Origin of the sequence: Aquabacterium olei, from assembly GCF_003100395.1 — a bacterium.
In the GTDB taxonomy this organism is placed as follows: Bacteria; Pseudomonadota; Gammaproteobacteria; order Burkholderiales; family Burkholderiaceae_C; genus Aquabacterium; species Aquabacterium olei.
On record NZ_CP029210.1, the window covers coordinates 2,074,982 to 2,096,708 of the forward strand.

22 protein-coding genes are annotated in these 21,727 nt (G+C 65.0%); 7 read left to right on the forward strand and 15 right to left on the reverse strand.

Features of this window, described 5'->3' with window-relative positions:
• Positions 1-4 precede the first annotated feature (4 nt).
• The 4 genes from pstB to pstS all read right to left on the reverse strand — a co-directional run bounded on the left by pstB (position 5) and on the right by pstS (position 3,852).
• Positions 5-784, reverse strand: coding sequence for a phosphate ABC transporter ATP-binding protein PstB (gene pstB / locus DEH84_RS09390; protein ID WP_109036621.1), 780 nt, complete (start codon positions 782-784; stop codon positions 5-7).
• 35 nt (positions 785-819) lie between these two features.
• Positions 820-1,656 (reverse strand): phosphate ABC transporter permease PstA, encoded by an 837-nt coding sequence (pstA, locus tag DEH84_RS09395; RefSeq protein ID WP_245932766.1) that lies wholly within the window; start codon positions 1,654-1,656, stop codon positions 820-822.
• A gap of 17 nt (positions 1,657-1,673) precedes the next feature.
• Complete coding sequence (gene pstC, locus DEH84_RS09400) at positions 1,674-2,633, reverse strand: phosphate ABC transporter permease PstC (protein ID WP_109038308.1); 960 nt, start codon at positions 2,631-2,633, stop codon at positions 1,674-1,676.
• 184 nt (positions 2,634-2,817) lie between these two features.
• Positions 2,818-3,852 carry a phosphate ABC transporter substrate-binding protein PstS gene (gene pstS / locus DEH84_RS09405; RefSeq protein WP_109036623.1) on the reverse strand — a complete coding sequence of 345 codons (1,035 nt, stop codon included), beginning with the start codon at positions 3,850-3,852 and terminating at the stop codon, positions 2,818-2,820.
• A gap of 232 nt (positions 3,853-4,084) precedes the next feature.
• On the opposite strand from pstS, the gene DEH84_RS09410 reads away from it, so the two are divergent.
• The gene (locus DEH84_RS09410; protein WP_109036624.1) at positions 4,085-4,606 is read left to right on the forward strand and encodes a fasciclin domain-containing protein; all 522 of its coding nucleotides are present in this window, start codon (positions 4,085-4,087) and stop codon (positions 4,604-4,606) included.
• A gap of 66 nt (positions 4,607-4,672) precedes the next feature.
• Here the strand turns inward: DEH84_RS09410 and glmM are convergent, their stop codons facing one another.
• From glmM to DEH84_RS09430, 4 genes are all read right to left on the reverse strand, one after another.
• The gene (glmM, locus tag DEH84_RS09415) at positions 4,673-6,004 is read right to left on the reverse strand and encodes a phosphoglucosamine mutase (protein WP_109036625.1); all 1,332 of its coding nucleotides are present in this window, start codon (positions 6,002-6,004) and stop codon (positions 4,673-4,675) included.
• A gap of 56 nt (positions 6,005-6,060) precedes the next feature.
• A complete protein-coding gene (folP, locus tag DEH84_RS09420; RefSeq protein ID WP_109036626.1) occupies positions 6,061-6,912 on the reverse strand; it encodes a dihydropteroate synthase in 852 nt (283 codons plus the stop codon).
• 69 nt (positions 6,913-6,981) lie between these two features.
• A complete protein-coding gene (gene ftsH, locus DEH84_RS09425) occupies positions 6,982-8,883 on the reverse strand; it encodes an ATP-dependent zinc metalloprotease FtsH (RefSeq protein ID WP_109036627.1) in 1,902 nt (633 codons plus the stop codon).
• 222 nt (positions 8,884-9,105) lie between these two features.
• Entirely contained in the window at positions 9,106-9,810 is a 705-nt protein-coding gene (locus tag DEH84_RS09430; protein WP_109036628.1) for an RlmE family RNA methyltransferase, read from the reverse strand.
• Positions 9,811-9,827: 17 nt separating this feature from the next.
• On the opposite strand from DEH84_RS09430, the gene yhbY reads away from it, so the two are divergent.
• A complete protein-coding gene (yhbY, locus tag DEH84_RS09435; RefSeq protein ID WP_109036629.1) occupies positions 9,828-10,295 on the forward strand; it encodes a ribosome assembly RNA-binding protein YhbY in 468 nt (155 codons plus the stop codon).
• Positions 10,296-10,346: 51 nt separating this feature from the next.
• Here the strand turns inward: yhbY and DEH84_RS09440 are convergent, their stop codons facing one another.
• The 4 genes from DEH84_RS09440 to carA form a co-directional block, all read right to left on the reverse strand.
• The gene (locus tag DEH84_RS09440; protein ID WP_109036630.1) at positions 10,347-10,805 is read right to left on the reverse strand and encodes a DUF4149 domain-containing protein; all 459 of its coding nucleotides are present in this window, start codon (positions 10,803-10,805) and stop codon (positions 10,347-10,349) included.
• A 10-nt stretch (positions 10,806-10,815) separates the two neighbouring features.
• Positions 10,816-11,292 (reverse strand): transcription elongation factor GreA, encoded by a 477-nt coding sequence (gene greA / locus DEH84_RS09445; protein WP_109036631.1) that lies wholly within the window; start codon positions 11,290-11,292, stop codon positions 10,816-10,818.
• A gap of 148 nt (positions 11,293-11,440) precedes the next feature.
• Positions 11,441-14,707 carry a carbamoyl-phosphate synthase large subunit gene (gene carB, locus DEH84_RS09450; RefSeq protein ID WP_109036632.1) on the reverse strand — a complete coding sequence of 1,089 codons (3,267 nt, stop codon included), beginning with the start codon at positions 14,705-14,707 and terminating at the stop codon, positions 11,441-11,443.
• Complete coding sequence (gene carA / locus DEH84_RS09455; RefSeq protein WP_109036633.1) at positions 14,708-15,895, reverse strand: glutamine-hydrolyzing carbamoyl-phosphate synthase small subunit; 1,188 nt, start codon at positions 15,893-15,895, stop codon at positions 14,708-14,710.
• Between the two features lie 229 nt (positions 15,896-16,124).
• Between carA and bfr the strand changes: the two genes are divergently transcribed.
• The 5 genes from bfr (at position 16,125) to DEH84_RS09480 (ending at position 19,900) form a co-directional block, all read left to right on the forward strand.
• Positions 16,125-16,601 carry a bacterioferritin gene (gene bfr, locus DEH84_RS09460; RefSeq protein ID WP_109036634.1) on the forward strand — a complete coding sequence of 159 codons (477 nt, stop codon included), beginning with the start codon at positions 16,125-16,127 and terminating at the stop codon, positions 16,599-16,601.
• 83 nt (positions 16,602-16,684) lie between these two features.
• Complete coding sequence (locus DEH84_RS09465; RefSeq protein ID WP_109036635.1) at positions 16,685-16,912, forward strand: (2Fe-2S)-binding protein; 228 nt, start codon at positions 16,685-16,687, stop codon at positions 16,910-16,912.
• A gap of 100 nt (positions 16,913-17,012) precedes the next feature.
• Complete coding sequence (locus DEH84_RS09470) at positions 17,013-17,558, forward strand: hypothetical protein (protein ID WP_109036636.1); 546 nt, start codon at positions 17,013-17,015, stop codon at positions 17,556-17,558.
• A gap of 98 nt (positions 17,559-17,656) precedes the next feature.
• The gene (locus DEH84_RS09475) at positions 17,657-18,664 is read left to right on the forward strand and encodes a D-2-hydroxyacid dehydrogenase family protein (RefSeq protein WP_109036637.1); all 1,008 of its coding nucleotides are present in this window, start codon (positions 17,657-17,659) and stop codon (positions 18,662-18,664) included.
• Between the two features lie 54 nt (positions 18,665-18,718).
• Positions 18,719-19,900 carry an MFS transporter gene (locus DEH84_RS09480; RefSeq protein ID WP_109036638.1) on the forward strand — a complete coding sequence of 394 codons (1,182 nt, stop codon included), beginning with the start codon at positions 18,719-18,721 and terminating at the stop codon, positions 19,898-19,900.
• Positions 19,901-19,915: 15 nt separating this feature from the next.
• Here DEH84_RS09480 and DEH84_RS09485 read toward each other — a convergent pair whose 3' ends face one another.
• From DEH84_RS09485 to DEH84_RS09495, 3 genes are read right to left on the reverse strand one after another with little or no spacing between them, the layout of a single operon-like run.
• Entirely contained in the window at positions 19,916-20,263 is a 348-nt protein-coding gene (locus DEH84_RS09485; protein ID WP_109036639.1) for a hypothetical protein, read from the reverse strand.
• A 35-nt stretch (positions 20,264-20,298) separates the two neighbouring features.
• A complete protein-coding gene (rlmB, locus tag DEH84_RS09490) occupies positions 20,299-21,030 on the reverse strand; it encodes a 23S rRNA (guanosine(2251)-2'-O)-methyltransferase RlmB (protein ID WP_109036640.1) in 732 nt (243 codons plus the stop codon).
• 9 nt (positions 21,031-21,039) lie between these two features.
• Positions 21,040-21,711, reverse strand: coding sequence for an ABC transporter ATP-binding protein (locus tag DEH84_RS09495; RefSeq protein ID WP_179950583.1), 672 nt, complete (start codon positions 21,709-21,711; stop codon positions 21,040-21,042).
• Positions 21,712-21,727: the final 16 nt, after the last annotated feature.

A 21,727-nucleotide genomic window follows, 5' to 3' on the forward strand; every position in this document is an offset into this window, starting at 1 on the left:
GGCATCAACCGAAACGGCCGGTGATGTAGTCCTCGGTCTCCGTGCGCTTGGGCTTCATGAAGATGTCGGTGGTGGCACCGAACTCGATCAGCTCGCCCAGGTACATGTAGGCGGTGTAGTCCGAGCAGCGTGCGGCCTGCTGCATGTTGTGCGTCACGATGAGCACGGTGTAGTCGTTCTTCAGCTCGTGGATCAGCTCTTCAATCTTGCCGGTCGAGATCGGGTCCAGCGCCGAACACGGCTCGTCCAGCAGCAGCACTTCCGGCTTGATGGCGATGCCGCGCGCGATGCACAGACGCTGCTGCTGACCGCCCGACAGGCCCGAACCGCTCTGGTTCAGCTTGTCCTTCACTTCGTTCCACAGCGCGGCCTTCTTCAGGGCCCACTCCACGCGCTCGTCCATCTCGACGCGCGAGAGGTTCTCGAACAGGCGGACGCCGAAGGCAATGTTCTCGTAGATCGACATCGGGAACGGCGTCGGCTTCTGGAACACCATGCCCACGCGGGCGCGGATCAGCGAAACGTCCTCCTTGGTGGTCAGGATGTCCTGGCCGTCGAGCAGGATCTGGCCTTCGGCGCGCTGTTCGGGATAGAGCTCGAACATGCGGTTGAAGGTGCGCAGCAGGGTCGACTTGCCGCAACCCGAGGGGCCGATGAAGGCCGTCACCTTGTTTTCGGGCAGTTCCATGTTGACGTTCTTCAACGCGTGGAACTTGCCGTAGAAGAAATTGAGGTCGCGCACGGCCAGCTTGGGCTTCGCGCTGGTTTGAACCTTGGCATCCATGTGCAGGGTCTCCGGTATGCAGGGGGCCGCGCCGATCAGCGCTGGCGGAACAGGGTACGGGCGATGATGTTGAGGGCCAACACACCCACGGTGATCAGGAACACGCCGGCCCACGCCAGGTGCTGCCAGTTCTCGTACGGGCTCATCGCAAACTTGAAGATCGTCACGGGCAGGCTGGCCATCGGCTGGCTCAGGTCCGAAGACCAGAACTGGTTGGACAGCGCGGTGAACAGCAGCGGCGCGGTCTCGCCCGAGATGCGGGCCACGGCCAGCAGGATGCCGGTCACGACGCCCGCACGGGCCGACTTCAGCGTGATGGTCAGGATCAGACGCCACTTCGGCGTGCCCAGCGCGTAGGCCGCCTCACGCAGCGCATTGGGCACCAGCATCAGCATGTTCTCGGTGGTGCGAATCACCACCGGCACGACGATCAGCGCCAGAGCCAGCACGCCGGCCCAGCCCGAGAACGAATGGTTGCGCGCAACCACCGCCGAGTAGATGAACAGGCCGATCACGATCGACGGTGCCGACAGCAGGATGTCATTGATGAAGCGCGTGGCGCTGCCCAGCCAGCCACGCTGGCCATACTCGGCCAGGTAAATGCCGGCCAGGATGCCCACCGGCGTGCCGATCAGCGTGGCCAGCCCCACCATCATCAGCGAACCCATGATGGCGTTGGCGAGCCCCCCCGCTTCCTGTGGCGGCGGCGTCATCTCGGTGAAGGTGCTCAGCGCCAGGCCGCCCACACCGAGGCGAACGGTCTCGATCAGAATCCAGATCAGCCAGACCAGACCGAAGGCCATGGCGGCCAGCGACAGGGTCAGGGCCAGCATGTTGACCAGCTTGCGGCTGGCATAGCGACTGGCGCGCATGCGTTGCAGTTCGGCGGTCACGAACGGGCTCCTTCAGACTTCTTCAGACGGGCAAGCAGCACCTTCGAGAACGCGAGCACGACAAAGGTGATGAAGAACAGAATCAGGCCCAGGTAGATCAGGGAGGCCTGGTGCAGGCCATCACCGGCTTCGGCGAACTCGTTGGCCAGTGCCGAGGTGATGCTGTTGGCGGCCTCGAAGACCGACAGCGAGTTCAGCTGGTTCATGTTGCCGATGACGAAGGTCACGGCCATGGTCTCGCCCAGCGCACGGCCCAGGCCCAGCATGACGCCACCCACCACACCGGTCTTGGTGTAAGGCAGCACCACCTTCCAGACCACCTCCCAGGTGGTCGAGCCCAGGCCATACGCCGACTCTTTCAGCAGCGCGGGGGTCACTTCGAACACATCGCGCATCACCGAGGCGATGAACGGGATGATCATGATGGCCAGGATGATGCCGGCCGACAGGATGCCGATGCCCACCGGCGGGCCCGAGAAGAAAGCGCCCAGATAGGGGATGCCTTCGGTCCAGGCCTGCAGCGGCTGCTGCACATAGGTCGACAGGATGGGGCCGAACACCAGCAGGCCCCACATGCCGTAGACGATGGACGGCACGGCAGCCAGCAGCTCGACCGCGATGCCCAGCGGGCGCTTCAGCCAGGCTGGCGACAATTCGGTCAGGAACATGGCGATGCCGAAGCTCACCGGCACAGCGATCAACAGCGCAATGGCCGAAGTCATCAGCGTGCCGTAGATCATCACCAGGCCACCGTACTGGTTCTGAACGGGATCCCATTCGGTGCGCCACAGGAAGCTGAGCCCGTACTCCTGGATGGCTGGCCACGCTCCCACCACCAGCGAGGCGATGATGCCGAGCAGCAAGCCCAGGGTCAGAATGGCCGAGGCACGGGCCAGCAGCGCGAAAACGGTGTCGGCCCACGGGGCGGACGGACGGCGGTCAGGAGGATTGGTCATCGGTCGGCGCTGGCTGCCCTGTCCGGGCGGGGCCTTGGCGGCATCCAGTTCAGCAGGTAGGACGGCGGTCATCAAGGGCCTCCAACGTAAGAAAACATCCGATCATCGGAACACAACAAGGCCGGACGCCTGCACGCAGGGTCCGGCTTTCTTCTTCATTCACTCAGCGAGGGCTCGCCCCAGGTCACTTGTAAGAGACCGTCTTGCCCGACGCGTCCTTGACGCTGGCCCACTGCTTGCGCACCAGATCCTTCACGTTGCTCGGCAGGGGCACGTATTCCAGGTCGGCCGCGGCCTTGTCGCCATTGTTGAACGCCCACTCGAAGAACTTCAGCGAGCTGGCTCCCTGCTCTGCCTTGTCCTGCGTCTTGTGCATCAGGATGAAGGTGGCGCCGGTCAGCGGCCAGGCGTCCTTGCCGGGCTGCTCGGTCAGAATCTGGTAGAACGACTTGGCCCAGTCGGCGCTGGCGGCAGCGGCCTTGAAGTTGGCATCGTCCGGGTTGACGAAGTTACCAGCCGCGTTCTTCAGTTGAACGTGGGCCATCTTATTCTGCTTGGCGTACGCGTATTCCACGTAGCCGATCGAGTTCGGGAGACGCTGGACGAAAGCCGACACGCCTTCGTTGCCCTTGCCGCCCGCACCGGTCGGCCAGTTCACCGCGGTGCCCTCACCCACCTTGGACTTCCACTCGGCGTTCACCTTCGACAGGTAGTTCGTGAAGATGAAGCTGGTGCCCGAGCCGTCTGCACGGCGAACGGGGGCGATCGGCGCATCCGGCAGCGCCACGCCCGGGTTCAGGGCAGCAATGGCCGGGTCATTCCACTTCTTGATGGTGCCCAGGTAGATGTCGCCCAGCACCTGACCGGTCAGCTTGAGTTGACCGGGCTGGATGCCCTTCACGTTGACCACCGGCACGACACCGCCGATCACGGTGGGGAACTGCACCAGACCGTCCTTGGCCAGTTCTTCGTCCTTCAGCGGCATGTCCGAAGCACCGAAGTCCACGGTCTTGGCCTTGATCTGCTTGATGCCGGCGCCCGAACCCACCGACTGGTAGTTGATGCGCACGCTGGTGGCGGTGTTGTAGGCAGAAGCCCACTTGGCATACAGCGGCGCCGGGAACGTGGCGCCAGCGCCGGTCACGTCCTGAGCCATGGCCGAGGCGGCGATCAGCGAGAGGGCCACCGCGGTCGCGGTGCGGATCATCTTGAAGTTCATTGTGGTACGCCTTTCAGTGTCTGCGAGGGAGCGAAAACTCGATACGGCGCAATGTAGGCACCGATTGTGACGCGTCTGTGACACGTCCCGCCAGCGTTGTCACAAACCCCCAATGCCTTCGGCCCACGCAGCATGACACGGCTGTCATGCGACCGTCACCGTTTCGTCACGAGGGGGTTTTATCGTCCGCGGGCGCTCCATCGTCGTGGAGCAGTTTTCTCTCGGAGACACCATGATCCAACGTACCCTTCTGTCGGCCGTTGTCGCCGCCCTCGCCCTCGGCAGCACCGCCGGACTGACTGGCTGCGCCGCCACAGGTGGCCAACAGACCACCGCCCAGGCAGCGTCTGCCGCCAACCCCGCAGCGGCCATTCGCCAACGCGCAGACCTGAGCACCCTGGCCCGCCTTGTTCAACAGGCAGGCCTTGAGACTGCCCTGCAAGGCAATGTCACCGTGTTCGCTCCGAACGACGAGGCCTTCAAGGCTGTCCCGGTCGCCACGCTCGACAAGCTCGCCAAGGACCCGGAAGCACTCAAGGCGGTCCTGAACTACCACGTTCTGCCGACCGTGTTGAAGTCGGACGCCATTCCTGGCGCTGCGCAGGTGGTCACGGCCCAGGGCGCCAAGCTGTCGCTGTCCAAGGCCGGTGACTTCATCACCGCAGACGAAAGCTTGGTGATCTCGGCGGACCAACCCGCCGGTGGCGGTGTGGTTCACGTCGTCGACCGCGTGCTCATGCCGCCGAAGAAGTAAGCCGCTCGCTTGAACGACCAAGGGCCCCGAAGGGCCCTTTTTCTTTTGGCGAAACCGCCGATGGGGTCAAGCCTGAACCGCGTTGGCCAGTGCCTGTGCGCAGGACTGCGCCAGCGCGTCATCCTGTGCTTCGACCATCACGCGCAGCAGCGGCTCGGTGCCTGACGGCCGGATCAGCACGCGCCCCCGGCCTGCCAACCGTGCCTTCACGGCCTCGTGTTCGGCGGAGAGCGCAGCGCTGGCGCGCCAGTCCTGGCCGGGCTTCAGACGCACATTGATCAGCGTCTGCGGGAACAGCGTGACGCCATCCAGCCACGACGCCAGCGACCGCCCCGAGCGAACGACCGCCTGCAGAACCTGGAGGGCACTGACGATCCCGTCGCCGGTCGTGTGTCGGTCGAGCGCAATCAGGTGCCCGGAGCCTTCGCCCCCCAGCTGCCAGCCTCGGTTGACCAGTTCCTCCAGCACATAACGGTCGCCCACTTTGGCGCGTACGAACTCGACGCCGCGTTCCTGCAGTGCCAGCTCCACCGCCATGTTCGTCATCAGAGTGCCGACCGCGCCACGCACCGTCTCGCCCTGTGCCAGACGGTCGGCCACCATCACGTACAGCAGCTCATCGCCGTTGAACAACCGCCCGCTGGCATCGACGAGCTGCAGACGATCGGCGTCGCCGTCCAGCGCAACGCCATAGTGCGCGTTGTGCGCACGCACTGCGTCCACCAGCGCGTCGGGGTGGGTGGCCCCCACGCCGTCGTTGATGTTGAGGCCGTCGGGCGAGCAACCGATGGACACGACTTCGGCGCCCAACTCATGGAACACCCGTGGCGCCACCTGGTAGGCCGCTCCATGGGCGCCGTCCACCACCAGCTTCAGTCCCTTGAGCGACAGGTTGGCGCCAAATGTGGACTTGCAGAACTCGATGTAGCGCCCTCGGGCGTCTTCAATGCGGCGGGCGCGGCCCAGCCCCAGGGAGTCGGTCCAGCAAGGCGCTTCTTCCAGTGCGGCTTCGACCTGCTGCTCCCACTCGTCGGGCAGCTTCTCCCCGCGCGCCGAGAAGAACTTGATGCCGTTGTCGCCGTACGGGTTGTGCGACGCGCTGATCACCACACCCAGATCCAGCCGCAGCGCCCGGGTCAAATAGGCCACACCGGGTGTGGGCAGGGGCCCGGTCAGCAGCACGTCCACCCCAGCCGACGCAAAGCCGGCCTCCAGAGCCGACTCGAGCATGTAGCCCGAGATGCGCGTGTCCTTGCCGATCAGCACCGTGGGGCGCTTCTCGCCACGGCGGAGCACCTGTCCAACGGCATGTCCGAGCCGCAGCACGAAGTCGGGGGTGATCGGCGATTGCCCGACCGTGCCACGGATGCCGTCGGTGCCAAAGTAACGTCGCGTCATGGAGAATCTGTCTACGAGGTAAGGACCAACGCCGATTGTCGCTCCGTTTGCATCGGTCAGCGCCCTGCCTTCTGGGGGGGCAGCAGACCTGCCGCGTCCCAGATCTTGATCCCATCCACCGTGGCCGCCACATCGTGCACGCGCACGATGGCCGCACCGCGCTGGATGCTGGCCAGTGCGGCAGCCACGCTCGCGACGAGCCGCTCCTCCACCGGGCGTCCGGTCACATGGCCCAAGGTCGACTTGCGCGACCATCCGACCAGCAGTGGCCACCCCAGGTCCAGCAGGCTGGCCTGTGCCCGCCAGAGTGTCAGGTTGTGCGCAGGCGTCTTGCCGAACCCATAGCCCGGGTCCAGCGTGATGCGATCGTGGGCGACACCCCGTGCGACCAGGGCACCCGCCCGCGCAGCGAGAAAGGCACGCACGTCGGCCACCACGTCGGTGTAGACCGGCTCGTGCTGCATCGTGGCTGGCAGGCCTTGCATGTGCATCAGGCACACGCCGCACGCGCCATGCGCCGCCACCCGTTCCTCGGCTCCGGCGTCGGCCAGCGCCCGCACGTCGTTGACGATGTCCACCCCGAGGTCCAGGGCCCGCTGGATCACACCCGTCTTGCAGGTATCGATGGACACCGGCACGCCCAGCGTCAGTGCGCCACGCAACACCTCGGCCACGCGCTGCCACTCTTCATCCACCGTCAACGTGGGCGCCCCCGGCCGGGTGGACTCCCCGCCGATGTCAAGGATGTCGGCGCCTTCGCGAACCAGCTTCTCGCAATGGGCCAGTCCCGAGCGGGCATCGGCATGTGTGCCGCCGTCCGAAAACGAATCGGGCGTCACATTGACGATGCCCATCACCTTCGGGCGGCTCAGGTCGATCTGGAAACGGGTGGTCTGCCAGGTGGTCATGTGCGGAAACGGAAGTGGCAATGAAAAACGGGGCCGAAGCCCCGTTGGACAGGCGTCATGCGCCCCGAATCAGACCGCGGCCGGCGCGCCGTCGGCGCTGATCGGCGGCTTAGGGCCGCTCGGCCGGTTGGACGGAGGCGTCCAGTCCTTGGGCGGACGGGGCTCGCGACCCTGCATGATGTCCTCGATCTGCTCGGAGTCGATGGTTTCCCACTCGAGCAGCGCTTTGGCCATCGCGTGCATCTTGTCCTGGTTGTCTTCGATGAGCTTGCGCGCCGTGGCGTACTGCTCGTCGATGATCTTGCGGATCTGCTTGTCGACCTTCTGCATGGTCTCTTCCGACATGTTGGTCGTCTTGGTGATCGACCGGCCGAGGAAGACCTCGCCCTCATTGTCGGCATAGACCATCGGGCCCAGCTCATCGGTCATGCCATAGCGCGTCACCATGTCGCGGGCGATGGCGGTGGCCCGCTCGAAGTCGTTCGACGCACCCGTGGTCATCTGGTTCATGAAGACCTCTTCGGCGATGCGGCCACCGAACAGCACCGAGATCGTGTCCAGCATGCGCGTCTTGTCCATGCTGTACCGATCGCCCTCTGGCAACTGCATCGTCACGCCCAGCGCGCGGCCACGCGGGATGATCGTCACCTTGTGGACCGGGTCGGTCTTGGGCAGCAGACGAGCGACCAGGGCATGGCCGGCCTCGTGGTAGGCGGTGTTCTTGCGCTCTTCCTCGGGCATGACCATGGACTTGCGCTCGGGGCCCATCATGATCTTGTCCTTGGCCTTTTCGAAGTCCTGCATCTCCACGACGCGGCCGTTGCGGCGGGCAGCGAACAACGCGGCTTCGTTGACCAGGTTGGCCAGGTCGGCGCCCGAGAATCCCGGGGTGCCACGCGCCAGAATGTCGGCACGGATGTCCTGGCTGACCGGGACCTTGCGGATGTGCACGTTCAGGATCTGCTCGCGGCCACGCACGTCAGGCAGGGTCACGTAGACCTGGCGGTCAAAGCGGCCGGGGCGCAGCAGGGCCGGGTCGAGGATGTCCGGGCGGTTGGTCGCGGCGATCACGATCACACCCAGGTTGGTCTCGAAGCCGTCCATCTCGACCAGCATCTGGTTGAGGGTCTGCTCGCGTTCATCGTTGCCGCCGCCCAGGCCGGCACCACGATGGCGGCCGACCGCGTCGATTTCGTCGATGAAGATGATGCAAGGCGCGTTCTTCTTGGCCTGTTCGAACATGTCGCGGACCCGGGCTGCGCCCACACCCACGAACATTTCAACGAAGTCGGAGCCAGAGATGGTGAAGAACGGCACCTTGGCTTCGCCCGCGATGGACTTGGCCAGCAGCGTCTTGCCGGTGCCCGGAGGGCCGACCATCAGCACGCCACGGGGGATGCGGCCACCCAGCTTCTGGAATTTCTGCGGGTCGCGCAGGAAGTCGACGAGTTCCTTGACCTCTTCCTTGGCTTCGTCGCAACCGGCGACGTCGGCGAAGGTGATGTTGTTGTTGTTCTCGTCGAGCATCCGGGCCTTGCTCTTGCCGAAGCTGAAGGCCCCGCCCTTGCCACCGCCCTGCATCTGGCGCATGAAGTAGATCCACACGCCGATCAGCAGCAGCATCGGGCCCCAGGACACGAGCAGGCTCATCAGCAGCGAAGGCTCTTCGCGCGGCTTGACGTCGAACTTGACGCCGCTGTTGATCAGGTCGCCCACCAGACCGCGGTCGAGGTAGGTGGCCGTGCTGCGGATGCGCTTGTCATCCGTGGTGACAGCGATGATCTCGGTGCCGCCGCCGCCTTCCTGCAGGGTCACGCTCTTGATGCGTTTGGCGCGGACCTCCTCCAGAAAGTCGGAGTAGCCGATCTGGCTGCCCCCGGTCGTGGCACGGTCGAACTGCTTGAACACGGTGAACAACACCAGTGCCACAACCAGCCAGACAGCAATTTTGGAGAACCATTGATTGTTCACCGCGGCTCCTTCAACCCGAACTCGACCGCCTCGACGCGGCGCGGGATGCGCCTACGAACCGAAACGGATCTCTGACCACCCGAAGCCGGCTTGACAAAGCCACCGACATGCGATCAGCGCAGAACATGGGGACGATTCTAGACGAGTCAAGGGTGGCCCTGCTGACTGCTATCCCCTGTCGAACCCCGGTTTTCCCCGCTTTGAAAGCGTCGATCAACAAAATCAATCAGCTTGCTGCGATGCAGCATCGACACCCGCACGTTTCAACCCGATACCAACGAGGAAGGTTTCCGCCGATTTATCCCGTGATGCCTTGGGTTTGATCGGTTTGACGACCCGGAAATGCGCCCGAAACAGCTCCACCAGCTGGCTGTAGCCGCTGCCATGAAAAACTTTGCAAACCAGGGCGCCGTCGCGCTTGAGGTGTTGCTGGGAGAACTCGATCGCCAGTTCGATCAGGTGGGCAATGCGTGCACTGTCGGACACCTCGATGCCACTCAGGTTGGGCGCCATGTCGGACACGACCACGTCCACGGGGCGATCGCCGACGGCGTCACGCAGTTGCGCCAGCACGTCGTCTTCACGGAAGTCGCCCTGGATGAATTGCACGCCCTCGATGGGCTCGAAGTCCAGCAGGTCCAGCGCGATGATGGTGCCGTTCAGCTCGCCCACCGCTGCACCGCCCACCCCGCCATCCTTGGGCGCGAACTTGCGCCGCACGTACTGACTCCAGGCTCCTGGCGCGGCCCCCAGATCCACCACCAGCTGACCGGGCCGAAGCAGATGGAGGGCCTCGTCGATCTCTTTCAGCTTGAAAGCCGCACGCGAGCGGAACCCTTCTTTTTGCGCCATGCGCACGTAAGGGTCGTTGACGTGGTCATTCAACCAGGCCTTGTTGAGCTTTTTGCTTTTGGTTTTGACTTTCATGGCTCGATAATAGAGGGATGCCTGCAATTGAACTGACCACCACGGAGCGCCGCGCCCTGCGCGCCGACGCCCACCACCTTGACCCTGTCGTGATGATCGGGGGAGACGGCCTCACGGCGGCCGTGCTGAAGGAAGCCGATTCTGCGCTCAAGGCCCACGGCCTCATCAAGGTGCGGGTGCTGGGCGACGATCGCGCCGCCCGCGAAGCCGTTTTCACGGCGTTGTGCGACCAGCTGAACGCCGCCCCGGTGCAGCACATCGGCAAGCTGCTGGTGTTGTGGCGCCCGGTTCCTGAAAAGGCGCCCAAGGAAGAAGCCACCGACCGCAAGCCAGGGCCGCGCGAAGTCAAGATCCTGAAATTCTCGAAGAGCGGCACGCGCCGCCCCGAGATCAAGAAGGTGAAGGTGATGGGCAACCAGCGGGTGACCGCCGGTGGCCTGATCAAGCGCGCCAAGAAACGCCTGGCGAGCAAGAAGCCGGCTTGAGTCCGTCTTCCCTTTCCTGCTGCCACACGCGCCGCCCTCGGGCGGCGTTTTTCATGGCTGGCGGGAAGCGAGACGGGTCAAGCGCCAGGCGAGCGCGAGCACGCAGAGCGCCTTGATCCAGAACAGCGCGGCCGAAATACCGTGCAAGGCCCCAAAGGACAGCAGCGTCGGCTCGCCCGCCTTGGCGGCCTCGATCATGGGGTGCAGCGCAAACTGCCCGAAGATGGTGAGGAACAGCGCCGCCAACATGAGCAGGAGGTTGCCCGTCATGACGGAGCCCGCGACGCCGCTTTCGGCCAGATCGCGCACCCGCCGGCGCTCCAGTGCGTAAAGCACCACGGCGATGAACAGGCTCAGGCGTGCCTCGGTCGCGAAAATGCGCCCTGCGCCCAGCCCGGCCTGCGTGCGATCCAGCACCATGAAGAGACTGGGAGCAGACACGCCCCCCACCCCGAGCAACAGGCCCGCCCAGATGCCGGCCAGTGCGGTCTGCAGCCGCTGAAGCTTCATCGCGCTGACCTCAGATGTAGCGAACCTCGATGACTTCGTAGTTGCGCACGCCACCGGGAGCCTGCACCGCAGCCACGTCGCCAGCCTCCTTGCCGATCAGCGCGCGGGCAATCGGCGAGCTGATGGAGATCAGGCCCAGCTTGAGATCGGCCTCGTCGTCGCCAACGATCTGGTAGGTCACCTGCTCGCCCGACTCTTCCTCTTCCAGGTCGACGGTCGAGCCGAACACCACGCGCCCACCGGCGTCCAGACTGGACGGGTCGATGATCTGCGCGGCCGACAGCTTGCCTTCGATTTCCTTGATGCGGCCTTCGATGAAGCCCTGCTTGTCCTTGGCGGCGTCGTACTCGGCGTTCTCGGACAGGTCACCCTGTGCACGGGCTTCGGCAATGGCCACGACCACGGCCGGGCGCTCGACGTGCTTCAGGCGGTGCAGTTCTTCCTTCAGCTTTTCTGCGCCGCGCTTGGTGATGGGAATGGTCGACATGGTTTGTCTCTCGGTGGGCACCCTGACCTCAGGGCCTCTGAAATGAACCGAGCCGCGCCCCGGATGCCATCGGCAGATGGTGGCCAGGCGCGGCCCGCATGGAAAAACAAGACCATGCCCGCTTGCACGGGCATGGTGTGCTGGCAGTTTAGTGCAGTTTGGCGTGCAGTTCCTGCACCGAGTAGACCTTCAGGTCGTCCTGGTGTTTCAGGGCTTCGACAGCCGCTTCACAACCGGCCATGGTCGTGTAGTACGTGATGCGGTTGGCCAGCGCTGCGGTGCGGATGCTGCGCGAATCGGCAATCGCCGTGCGCGTTTCATCCACGGTGGTGAACACCAGCTGGATCTCGCCCGCCTTGATGGCGTCCGCGATGTGCGGGCGGCCATCCTTGACCTTGTTGACCGGTTTCACCGGGACGCCGGCCGCGGCGATGGCGGCAGCCGTGCCCTTGGTGGCCACGACGCCGAAGCCCAGCGCAACCAGGTCACGGGCGACGGCCACGGCACGGTCCTTGTCCCCGTCCTTGACCGAGATGCACACGGTGCCCTTGGTCGGCAGACGCGAACCCGCGCCCAGCTGCGACTTCAGCATCGCTTCGCCGAAGGTCTCGCCCACGCCCATCACTTCGCCGGTCGAACGCATTTCAGGGCCGAGGACAGGGTCCACACCCGGGAACTTGTTGAACGGGAAGACAGCTTCCTTGACGCTGTAGTAGGCCGGCACCACCTCGCGCGGCGGCTTGCCGTCCGGCGACGTCTGGTTGACCAGTTTCTGGCCGGCCATGCAGCGGGCGGCGATCTTGGCCAGCGGCTGGCCGGTGGCCTTGGACACGTACGGCACGGTGCGCGAGGCACGCGGGTTCACTTCCAGCACATAGACCGTCGCGGCGTCGAGGCCCTTGGTCACGTCGCCCTGGATGGCGAACTGCACGTTCATCAGGCCGACCACGTTCAGGGCCTTGGCCATCAGCGCGGTCTGGCGGCGCAGTTCGTCCTGGATCTCGGCCGACAGCGTGTACGGCGGCAGCGAGCAGGCCGAGTCACCGGAGTGCACGCCAGCCTGTTCGATGTGCTCCATGATGCCGCCGATCATCGTGTCGGTGCCATCGCTGATGCAGTCGACGTCGACCTCGACCGCGTCGTTCAGGAAGCGGTCGAGCAGCACGGGCGACTTCTCGGAGACGCGCACGGCTTCGCGCATGTAGCGCTCGAGGTCCTTGTCGCCATGGACGATTTCCATGGCGCGGCCGCCCAGAACATACGAGGGGCGCACCACCAGCGGGTAGCCGATCTCGTTGGCCAGGGCGATGGCGGCGTCCTCGGTGCGGGCCGTGCGATTGGGCGGCTGCTTCAGGCCGAGCTTGTGCAGCAAGGCCTGGAAGCGCTCGCGGTCTTCGGCGATATCGATCGAGTCAGGCGTGGTGCCGATGATGGGCACGCCGTTGGCTTCCAGATCGAGCGCAAGCTTCAGCGGAGTCTGGCCGCCGTACTGCACGATCACGCCGACCGGCTTTTCCTTGGCGACGATTTCCAGCACGTCTTCCAGCGTCACGGGCTCGAAGTACAGGCGGTCGGAGGTGTCGTAGTCGGTCGAGACGGTCTCGGGGTTGCAGTTGACCATGATGGTCTCGTAGCCGTCTTCGCGCATGGCGAGGGCGGCATGGACGCAGCAGTAGTCGAACTCGATGCCCTGGCCGATGCGGTTCGGGCCACCGCCCAGCACCATGATCTTCTTCTTGTCCGTCGGATCGGCTTCGCACTCCTCGTCATACGTGGAGTACATGTAGGCCGTCTGCGTGGCGAATTCGCCGGCGCAGGTGTCAACGCGCTTGTAGACCGGGCGCACGTTCAGCGCATGGCGGGCCTTGCGCACGGCGTGCTGATCGGTGCCGAGCAGCTTGGCCAGGCGGCGGTCCGAGAAGCCCTTCTTCTTCAGGTAGCGCAGTTCGTCGGCCGACAGGCTTTCGAGCGTGCGGCCCTTGACTTGGCCTTCGGTCTTGACGATGTCTTCGATCTGAGCCAGGAACCAGGGATCGACCTTGGTCTCTTCGAAGACCTCGTCCAGCGTCATGCCGACGCGGAAGGCATCACCCAGGAAACGGATGCGCTCGGGGCCAGGCTCGCCGATTTCCTGCAGGATCTCTTCGCGGTCGTTGCTGATCTCGGTCAGGCCGTCGATGCCGGTCTCCAGGCCACGCAGGGCCTTCTGGAACGACTCCTGGAAGGTGCGGCCCATGGCCATCACCTCGCCCACCGACTTCATCTGCGTGGTCAGACGGCTGTCGGCTGCGGGGAACTTCTCGAAGGCGAAACGCGGGATCTTGGTGACCACGTAGTCGATCGAGGGCTCGAACGAAGCCGGGGTGGCACCGCCGGTGATGTCGTTCTTCAGCTCGTCCAGCGTGTAGCCCACCGACAGCTTGGCGGCGATCTTGGCGATCGGGAAGCCCGTGGCCTTGGAGGCCAGCGCCGACGAGCGCGACACGCGCGGGTTCATCTCGATCACGATCATGCGACCGTTCTCGGGGTTGATCGAGAACTGGACGTTGGAGCCGCCGGTCTCGACGCCGATCTCGCGCAGGATGGCGATGGAGGCGTTGCGCAGCAGCTGGTATTCGCGATCGGTGAGCGTTTGAGCCGGGGCCACGGTGATGGAGTCACCGGTGTGGATGCCCATCGGGTCGAGGTTCTCGATCGAGCACACGATGATGCAGTTGTCCGCCTTGTCGCGGACCACTTCCATCTCGTATTCCTTCCAGCCGATGAGCGATTCTTCGATCAGCAATTCCTTGGTCGGCGACAGGTCCAGACCGCGCTTGCAGATCTCTTCGAACTCTTCGGGGTTGTAGGCAATGCCACCGCCCGTGCCGCCCAGCGTGAAGCTAGGACGGATCACCATCGGGAAGCCCGCGCCACCGATTTCGGCGGTGATGCGCTTCTGCACGGCCCACGCCTCTTCCATCGAGTGCGCGATGCCCGATTTCGCGGAATCCAGACCGATCTTGGTCATGGCTTCCTTGAACTTCTGGCGGTCTTCGGCCTTTTCGATCGCGTGCTCGTTGGCACCGATCATCTCGACCTTGTACTTGTCGAGCACGCCGTGCTTGTGCAGGTCGAGCGCGCAGTTCAGCGCGGTCTGGCCGCCCATGGTCGGCAGGATCGCGTCAGGGCGTTCCTTGGCGATGATGCGCTCGACCACCTGCCAGGTGATCGGCTCGATGTAGGTGACGTCCGCCGTGTTGGGGTCCGTCATGATGGTCGCCGGGTTGCTGTTGACCAGGATGACCTTGTAGCCCTCTTCGCGCAGGGCCTTGCAGGCCTGGGCGCCGGAGTAGTCGAATTCACAGGCCTGGCCGATGATGATCGGGCCGGCGCCGATGATGAGGATGCTCTTGATGTCGGTGCGCTTTGCCATTTATTTCTTCTCCGCCTGTGCAGTGGTCATGAGCGACACGAAGCGGTCGAACAGGTAGGCGATGTCATGCGGGCCCGGCGAGGCTTCCGGGTGCCCCTGGAAGCAGAAAGCGGGCTTGTCGGTTCGGGCCAGGCCTTGCAGCGTGCCGTCGAACAGTGAGATGTGCGTGGGGCGCAGGTTGGCCGGCAGCGTCTTCTCGTCCACCGCGAAGCCGTGGTTCTGGCTGGTGATGCTGACGCGGCCGTTGTCCAGGTCCTTCACGGGGTGATTGCCGCCATGGTGACCGAACTTCATCTTGAAGGTCTTGGCGCCCGAAGCCAGCGCCATGATCTGATGGCCCAGGCAGATCCCGAAGGTGGGGATGCCGGTCTCGATCAGCTCCTTGGCGGCAGCAATGGCGTAGTCGCAAGGCTCCGGATCACCAGGGCCGTTGGACAGGAAGATGCCGTCGGGGTTGTACTTCAGCACGTCGGCAGCGGGCGTCTTGGCGGGCACCACCGTGACCTTGCAGCCGCGTTCGGCCAGCATGCGCAGGATGTTGCGCTTGACACCGTAGTCGTAGGCCACCACGTGGAACTTCGGGTCGCCCAGCTGGCCGAAACCGGGCTTGCCACCCAGCTCCGGGTTGGCGAGCTTCCACTCGGTTTCCGTCCACTCGCACACATCGGTGCGGCTGACAACCTGCGCCAGGTCCTGGCCGGCCATGCTGGGAGCAGCCTGCGCTGCGGCCACGGCCTCGGCGATCAGCGCGTCGGTCACGGCTTCACCGGGGTTCAGGCCCACGATCACGCCATTCTGGGCGCCCTTCTGGCGCAGCAGGCGGGTCAGCTTGCGGGTGTCGATGTCGGCAATGCCCACCGTGCCCTGGGCCTGGAGGTATTGCGACAGCGTCTGCGTCTGACGGAAGTTCGAGGTACGGATGGGCAGGTCCTTGATGATCAGACCTGCGGCATGGACTTTCGCGGCTTCGACGTCCTCACCGTTGACGCCGTAGTTGCCGATGTGCGGATACGTCAAGGTGACGATCTGCCGGGCATAGCTCGGGTCGGTGAGAATTTCCTGGTAGCCGGTCAGCGAGGTGTTGAAGACCACTTCGCCGACGGTGCGACCGGCAGCGCCGATCGATGTACCGCGAAAGACCGTGCCGTCTGCGAGGGCCAGAAGAGCTTGAGGCAGGACGGGCAGCACGGGTTCATTCTCCGTTTGTTGTGCGCCCGGCTCACGCTTGGCACGACTGCACGTGCCACACAGCGGTCCGTGGCGCAGGCGTGACAAGTTCAGGTCCAGTGAAGGAAACCGATCGGAATTGCCAGGCGGGGGGTGGTTGCGGGTAAACCTTAGGAGTATAACCCAAGCTCCCCATGCCCTGTCGTGAACAACGACCCGGCCCTCAGAATTCGCACCATAAGGAAGCACCATGCAAGGCGACCCCAAAGTCATCGATTTCCTCAACGCCCAGCTGAAGAACGAGCTCACCGCCACCAACCAGTACTTCCTGCACTACCGCATGTTGAAGCACTGGGGCCTCGACAAGCTGGCCAAGAAGGAATACGAAGAGTCGATCGGCGAGATGAAGCACGCCGACAAGCTGATGGCCCGCATCTTCATGCTGGACGGCCTGCCCAACCTTCAGGATCTGGGCAAGCTGCTGATCGGGGAGGACGTGCCCGAGATCCTGCAGGGCGACCTGCAGCTGGAAACCGCTGCCCAAGGCACCATCAAGGACGGCATTGCCTACTGCGAGTCTGTGCGTGACTACGTGTCGCGTGACCTGCTGCAGCACATCCTGGACGACACCGAAGAACACATCGACTTCCTCGAAACACAGCTCGACCTGATCGGCAAGGTGGGCCTGCAGAACTACCTGCAGTCACAGATGAGCGAGCCGAGCTGAGGCCGCCGGGCGGCTATTGACTGCGAATCATTCTTATTTGATAATTTATCCATCGCCCCACCGCGGGGCCATGGGTGACAGGAATGATTGTTTGCGTGTGCCGCCGAGTGTCAGACCGTGAAATCCAGCGTCAGGCGGCCGCCGGATGCTCGAGCTTCGACGAGCTGCAGATGGAGACGGGCCTGGCCACGTGCTGTGGCCGCTGTGAAAGCTGCGCGCGCGATGTCTTCAGCCGGGCGCAGACACACGGCACCGTGGCGCTGATTCAGGGTGCCCCGCACGTGACGCTGCCGAGCAGAACAGCCGCCTGATTCCTGCCCTTTTCGCCCGGGAGTGAGCTCAAGTTCGCCGCCCGGGCTGCCGATACCTCCGATAAGTGGCCAAGACAGCGCCACGGCTTCCGGGGGTTTCATGTCTTCGTTTTTCTACACACAGGACGAGTCGGCCCGCATCGACACCCGCAGTCGCACGAAGGGCCCCGACGGAAAATCCGGCGTGCGCACGGTGCTGGCTCTGGCGGTGGACGCCCCGGATACCGCCGGGCTGTCCTCCCCCGCCCCTCGGCGCCCCGAAGTCACACCCCCCAGTCTGTTCACGACACAGCGTTCGGGCTGGAGCCACTGGCTGACCGGTTTCTGGCGCTGGCTCTGGGATCTCGAGGAACCGATGCGCGGCCCCGCCGTGCCGGCCCGTCTGCTTGCAGGCATCCGTGGCGAGTTCGTCAACGCCGTATGGGATCTGCAATCGGCCGACGCCACCCGCTTGCGCAACCAGATCGAACGAGCGCGCTCGCTGCGCGAACTGTGGCATTTGCGCGCCGATGTGTTTCGGACCATCTCGACACACCGCGGGCAACTCGAAGCTCAGAAACGCCTGGACGGACTGGACGCACACTTTCCCGTGCGGGCATCCAGGCGTTCGGACGACAGCCGTCAAGGGCGCGCGTCACGCTGGTGATGTTTCGCGGCGCACACCGCCGCTGACGGAATGTGACCCCTTGCGACAAAGCCGGGAGGATTGCATTGCACAATGGTGATTGGTCTGTGAAGCACCCCATGAACATCACCATTCTGGACGACTACCAGGACGCCGTCCGCAAGCTGAAATGCGCGTCCCGACTCGACGGGCTGTCCGCCAAGGTCTACACCAACTCCGTCAAAGGCATCGGCCAGCTGTCGGTTCGGCTGCGTGACGTCGAGGCCCTGGTTCTGATCCGCGAGCGCACCCATTTTCCCCGCGCGCTGCTCGAGAAGCTCCCCAAGCTCCGGCTGATCTGCCAGACCGGCCCGGTCGGCGGGCACATCGACGTCGAAGCCTGCACCCGACTCGGCATTGCCGTGGCCGAAGGCGTGGGCGATCCGACCGCACCGGCTGAACTGACATGGGCGCTGGTGATGTCGGCCATGCGGCGCCTGCCCCAGTACATCGGCAACCTCAAGCACGGAGCGTGGCAGCAATCGGGGTTGAAGTCGGCGTCCATGCCCACGAACTTCGGCCTCGGCATGGTGCTGGCTGGCAAGACCTTGGGAATCTGGGGCTACGGCCGCATCGGCAAACGGGTCGCGCAGTACGGCAGGGCCTTCGGCATGCATGTGACCATCTGGGGCAGCGAGGCCTCGCGTGCGCAAGCCCAGGCCGATGGCTTCATCCCTGCTCCCACGCGGGAGGCGTTCTTCGAGGCGAGCGACGTGCTGAGCCTCCACCTGCGGCTGACCCCGCAGACGCGCGGCCTGATCACCCAGGACGACCTGCACAGAATGAAACCGACGGCCCTGCTGGTGAATACCTCGCGCGCCGAACTCCTGCAGGACAACGCGCTGGTGACGGCGTTGAACCGGGGGCGTCCTGGCATGGCCGCGGTGGACGTCTTCGAGAGCGAGCCCATCTTGCAGGGGCACCCCTTGCTGCGCCTCGAGAATGCGGTGTGCACGCCGCACATCGGCTACGTCGAGCTCGACAACTACGAGCGCTATTTCAGCGCGGCGTTCGACAACCTGCTGAACTTCATCGCTGGGACGCCGACGCACATCGTCAACCCGGAGGCCCTGCGGGTTCACCACTGAGCCAGGCCCCGAGGCAGTACGTTGGAACTGGAGCGCGCCCTTCCCCGCCACGACATGGCTGCAGCCCGCTGGGCGCTGCTGGCCGGAAATTTTGTCATCGGCTGCGGCGTGATGGTGGTCGGCGGCACGCTGAACGACCTGACGCACAGCCTGAACATCTCGGTGGCGCAAGGTGGCACGCTCATCGCCATCGCGTCGGTGATGATGGGCTTCGGCGCGCCCTTGCTGGCGGCGGCCGTGGCCCACATCGACCGTCGCAAGCTGCTGGCCCTGACCATGCTCTGGTACGCGCTGGGGCATGCAGCCTGCGCGCTGGCGCCCGACTACGGCTGGCTGTGGCCGATCCGGGCGCTGACCGTGCTGTCTGCCGCGGTGTTCACGCCGCAGGCGGCCGCCACCATGGGCTTCATGAGCACGCCGGCGCACCGGGGTCGGGCCATCACCTTCGTGTTCATGGGGTGGTCCATCGCCTCAGTGGCGGGCATGCCGATGGCCGCCTGGGTGGGCGAGCGCCTGGGATGGCGCGTGGCCATGGGCCTGGTCGCCCTGGGCGGCTTGCTGGTGGCGTGGCTGGTGTGGCGGCATGTGCCCAAAGGCATCCGGCCGCCGGCACTGTCATGGCGTTCGTGGCGCAAGGTGTTGAGCTCGCCGCTGTTGATGGCCGTGGTGGCCGTGACGGCGTGCCAGAGTGCCGGGCAGTTCTCCGTGCTCGCGTACATGGCCCCGTATTACAAGCACGGCTTCGGCGCCAGCCCCGAACAGATCAGCGCCATGTTTGCCTGGTTCGGCGCACTGGCGCTGGCAGGCAACCTGTGGCTGAACCGGGTGATCGACCGGACCGGGGCTGCGCGCGCCGTCACCACCACACTGGCCATGATGGCCATCAGCCTGCTGATCTGGCCTGTGGCCACCACGCTGCCGGCGCTGGCCGTCGTCATGTTGCCGTGGGCCCTGAGCGGTTTTGCCACCAACTCCGGCCAGCAGGCGCGACTGGGCGGGCTGTCACCCCGTCTCGCCCCCGCGCTGATGGCCCTGAACACATCGGCCATCTACCTGGGGCAGGCGGCGGGCGCCACCGGCGGCGGCTGGGTGATCACGCAGCAGGGCTACGCCGCCTTGCACTGGCTGGGGCTGGCGTGGGTCAGCGTGGGTCTGGTGCTCAGCATCTGGGCGCACCGAGCACAGCGCTCGGAAGAGGCGCGGCATGCGCAGGCCGGGCTCACCGCCGAGGCCTGACGCACGCGGGGGGCCTCAGCGCGGGTTTTCGAAGAACACGTAGGTCGAGAAGTTCGACACCTCGAAGTACACGCGCTTCTCGCCCTCGTCGACCACACCGTTGAGGTTCTCGTCGAGCACACCGTAGCCAAAGCGGTACTCGCGTGGCGAGCCATCGTCGGTGCCCAGCGCCGTGCTCAGCTTGTCGATCTTGAGGAAGCGGCGGGCAAGCTGCTGCCCGGCATACACCTCCATGACGCCGTCGGTGCCTGTCCAGTTCTGGATGTCACGCTTGATCTTGTTCTGCTGTTCCTGCGTACAGCCGGACAGCATTGTGGCGACCGCCACCAGGGTGGCCGCAGCGGTTCGAATGGCGAGTGTCATGAAGGGATGCCCCCAAAAGAGCCGGATGGATGCAATCAGCCGCGCTGACGACGGGCCTCATACAGGCAGACGCCACTGGCCACCGAAACGTTCAGGCTCTCGACACCGCCCATCATCGGGATGCTGACCAGCTGGTCGCAATGCTTGCGCGTGAGCTGCCGCATGCCGCTGCCTTCTGCGCCCAGCACCACGGCCACCGGCCCCTTGAAATCGGCCTGGTAGAGGCTGCTCTCTGCATCGTCCGAAGTGCCGATGATCCAGATGTCACGTTCCTTCAACTCGGTGAGCGTGCGGGCCAGGTTGGTGACCATGAAGTACGGCACCGTTTCGGCCGCGCCACTGGCCACCTTGGCCACCGTGGCATTGATGCCCACGGCGTGGTCCTTCGGGGCGATCACGGCATGCGCGCCGGCACCATCGGCCACGCGAAGACAGGCGCCCAGGTTGTGCGGATCGGTCACGCCGTCGAGCACGAGCAGCAGCGGCGGCTCGGTCAGGCTGTCGAGCAGGTCGTCGAGCGAACGGGCCGGGCTCAGGGCCTCGACCCGTGCCACCACGCCCTGGTGGCGGTGGGTACCCGCCATCTGCTGCAGCCTGTCGTCGTCGCTGTCGATCACACGCAGACCGGCTTCCTCGGCCTTGGCCAGAAACTGCTTCATGCGCTGGTCACGCCGGGTGGCATCCACATGCAGTTCACGGATGGACTTGGGCGCCACCTTGAGGCGCACGGACACGGCATGGAAGCCAAATAGCAGTTTCAGACTCATGCCGGCATCCTAACCGGTGATGCGCCCTGCCCCGATGTGCACCGTGTGCTGACAACGCGCTGCGATCTCACGGTCGTGCGTGACCAGGATGAGCGTGGTGCCCACCTCACGGTTGAGTTCGAACATGAGGTCCATGATGGCCTGACCGGTGGCATGGTCGAGGCTGCCGGTCGGCTCGTCGGCCATCAGGATGTCGGGCCGCATCACGAAGGCGCGGGCCAGCGCCACGCGCTGCTGCTCTCCGCCCGAGAGCACCGTGGGTCGATGCGAAAGGCGCTGGCCCAGCCCCACGCGCTCGAGCATCGCGATGGCCTTGGCGCGCGCCTCTCGGTCGCCGCGCAGCTCCAATGGCAGCATCACGTTCTCGAGCGCCGAGAGGTGCGCAATGAGCTGGAAGTTCTGGAAGACGAAACCGACGTGCCGCGCGCGGTGCGCAGCGCGCTGATCTTCATTCAGGGCAAACAGGTCGACGCCACAGAGGGTGACGCTGCCTTCGGTCGGCGTGTCAAGCCCGGCGAGCAACGACAGCAAGGTGCTCTTGCCTGAGCCGGATGCCCCGACGATGGCCAGGGTCTCCCCACGCGGTACCGTGAGCTCGATGCTGTGCAGAATGGTCAACGGGCCGCTCGCGTCGGCCACGGTCTTGCCAAGCCCGCGGACCACGATGGCCGGCTGGCCCACGGAAGACGCGTCGGAG

Excerpts from the sequence above, each read along its gene's own strand:
- DEH84_RS09430 (WP_109036628.1), bottom strand. The coding sequence starts at position 9,810 with ATGAAAGTCAAAACCAAAAGCAAAAAGCTCAACAAGGCCTGGTTGAAT.
- greA (WP_109036631.1), bottom strand. The coding sequence starts at position 11,292 with ATGTCGACCATTCCCATCACCAAGCGCGGCGCAGAAAAGCTGAAGGAA.
- pstC (WP_109038308.1), bottom strand. The coding sequence starts at position 2,633 with ATGACCAATCCTCCTGACCGCCGTCCGTCCGCCCCGTGGGCCGACACC.
- DEH84_RS09410 (WP_109036624.1), top strand. The coding sequence starts at position 4,085 with ATGATCCAACGTACCCTTCTGTCGGCCGTTGTCGCCGCCCTCGCCCTC.
- DEH84_RS09485 (WP_109036639.1), bottom strand. The coding sequence starts at position 20,263 with ATGACACTCGCCATTCGAACCGCTGCGGCCACCCTGGTGGCGGTCGCC.
- rlmB (WP_109036640.1), bottom strand. The coding sequence starts at position 21,030 with ATGAGTCTGAAACTGCTATTTGGCTTCCATGCCGTGTCCGTGCGCCTC.
- pstS (WP_109036623.1), bottom strand. The coding sequence starts at position 3,852 with ATGAACTTCAAGATGATCCGCACCGCGACCGCGGTGGCCCTCTCGCTG.
- DEH84_RS09475 (WP_109036637.1), top strand. The coding sequence starts at position 17,657 with ATGAACATCACCATTCTGGACGACTACCAGGACGCCGTCCGCAAGCTG.
- glmM (WP_109036625.1), bottom strand. The coding sequence starts at position 6,004 with ATGACGCGACGTTACTTTGGCACCGACGGCATCCGTGGCACGGTCGGG.
- DEH84_RS09480 (WP_109036638.1), top strand. The coding sequence starts at position 18,719 with ATGGCTGCAGCCCGCTGGGCGCTGCTGGCCGGAAATTTTGTCATCGGC.
- pstA (WP_245932766.1), bottom strand. The coding sequence starts at position 1,656 with ATGCGCGCCAGTCGCTATGCCAGCCGCAAGCTGGTCAACATGCTGGCC.
- pstB (WP_109036621.1), bottom strand. The coding sequence starts at position 784 with ATGGATGCCAAGGTTCAAACCAGCGCGAAGCCCAAGCTGGCCGTGCGC.
- DEH84_RS09440 (WP_109036630.1), bottom strand. The coding sequence starts at position 10,805 with ATGAAGCTTCAGCGGCTGCAGACCGCACTGGCCGGCATCTGGGCGGGC.
- DEH84_RS09465 (WP_109036635.1), top strand. The coding sequence starts at position 16,685 with ATGATTGTTTGCGTGTGCCGCCGAGTGTCAGACCGTGAAATCCAGCGT.
- folP (WP_109036626.1), bottom strand. The coding sequence starts at position 6,912 with ATGACCACCTGGCAGACCACCCGTTTCCAGATCGACCTGAGCCGCCCG.
- carB (WP_109036632.1), bottom strand. The coding sequence starts at position 14,707 with ATGGCAAAGCGCACCGACATCAAGAGCATCCTCATCATCGGCGCCGGC.
- DEH84_RS09470 (WP_109036636.1), top strand. The coding sequence starts at position 17,013 with ATGTCTTCGTTTTTCTACACACAGGACGAGTCGGCCCGCATCGACACC.
- yhbY (WP_109036629.1), top strand. The coding sequence starts at position 9,828 with ATGCCTGCAATTGAACTGACCACCACGGAGCGCCGCGCCCTGCGCGCC.
- bfr (WP_109036634.1), top strand. The coding sequence starts at position 16,125 with ATGCAAGGCGACCCCAAAGTCATCGATTTCCTCAACGCCCAGCTGAAG.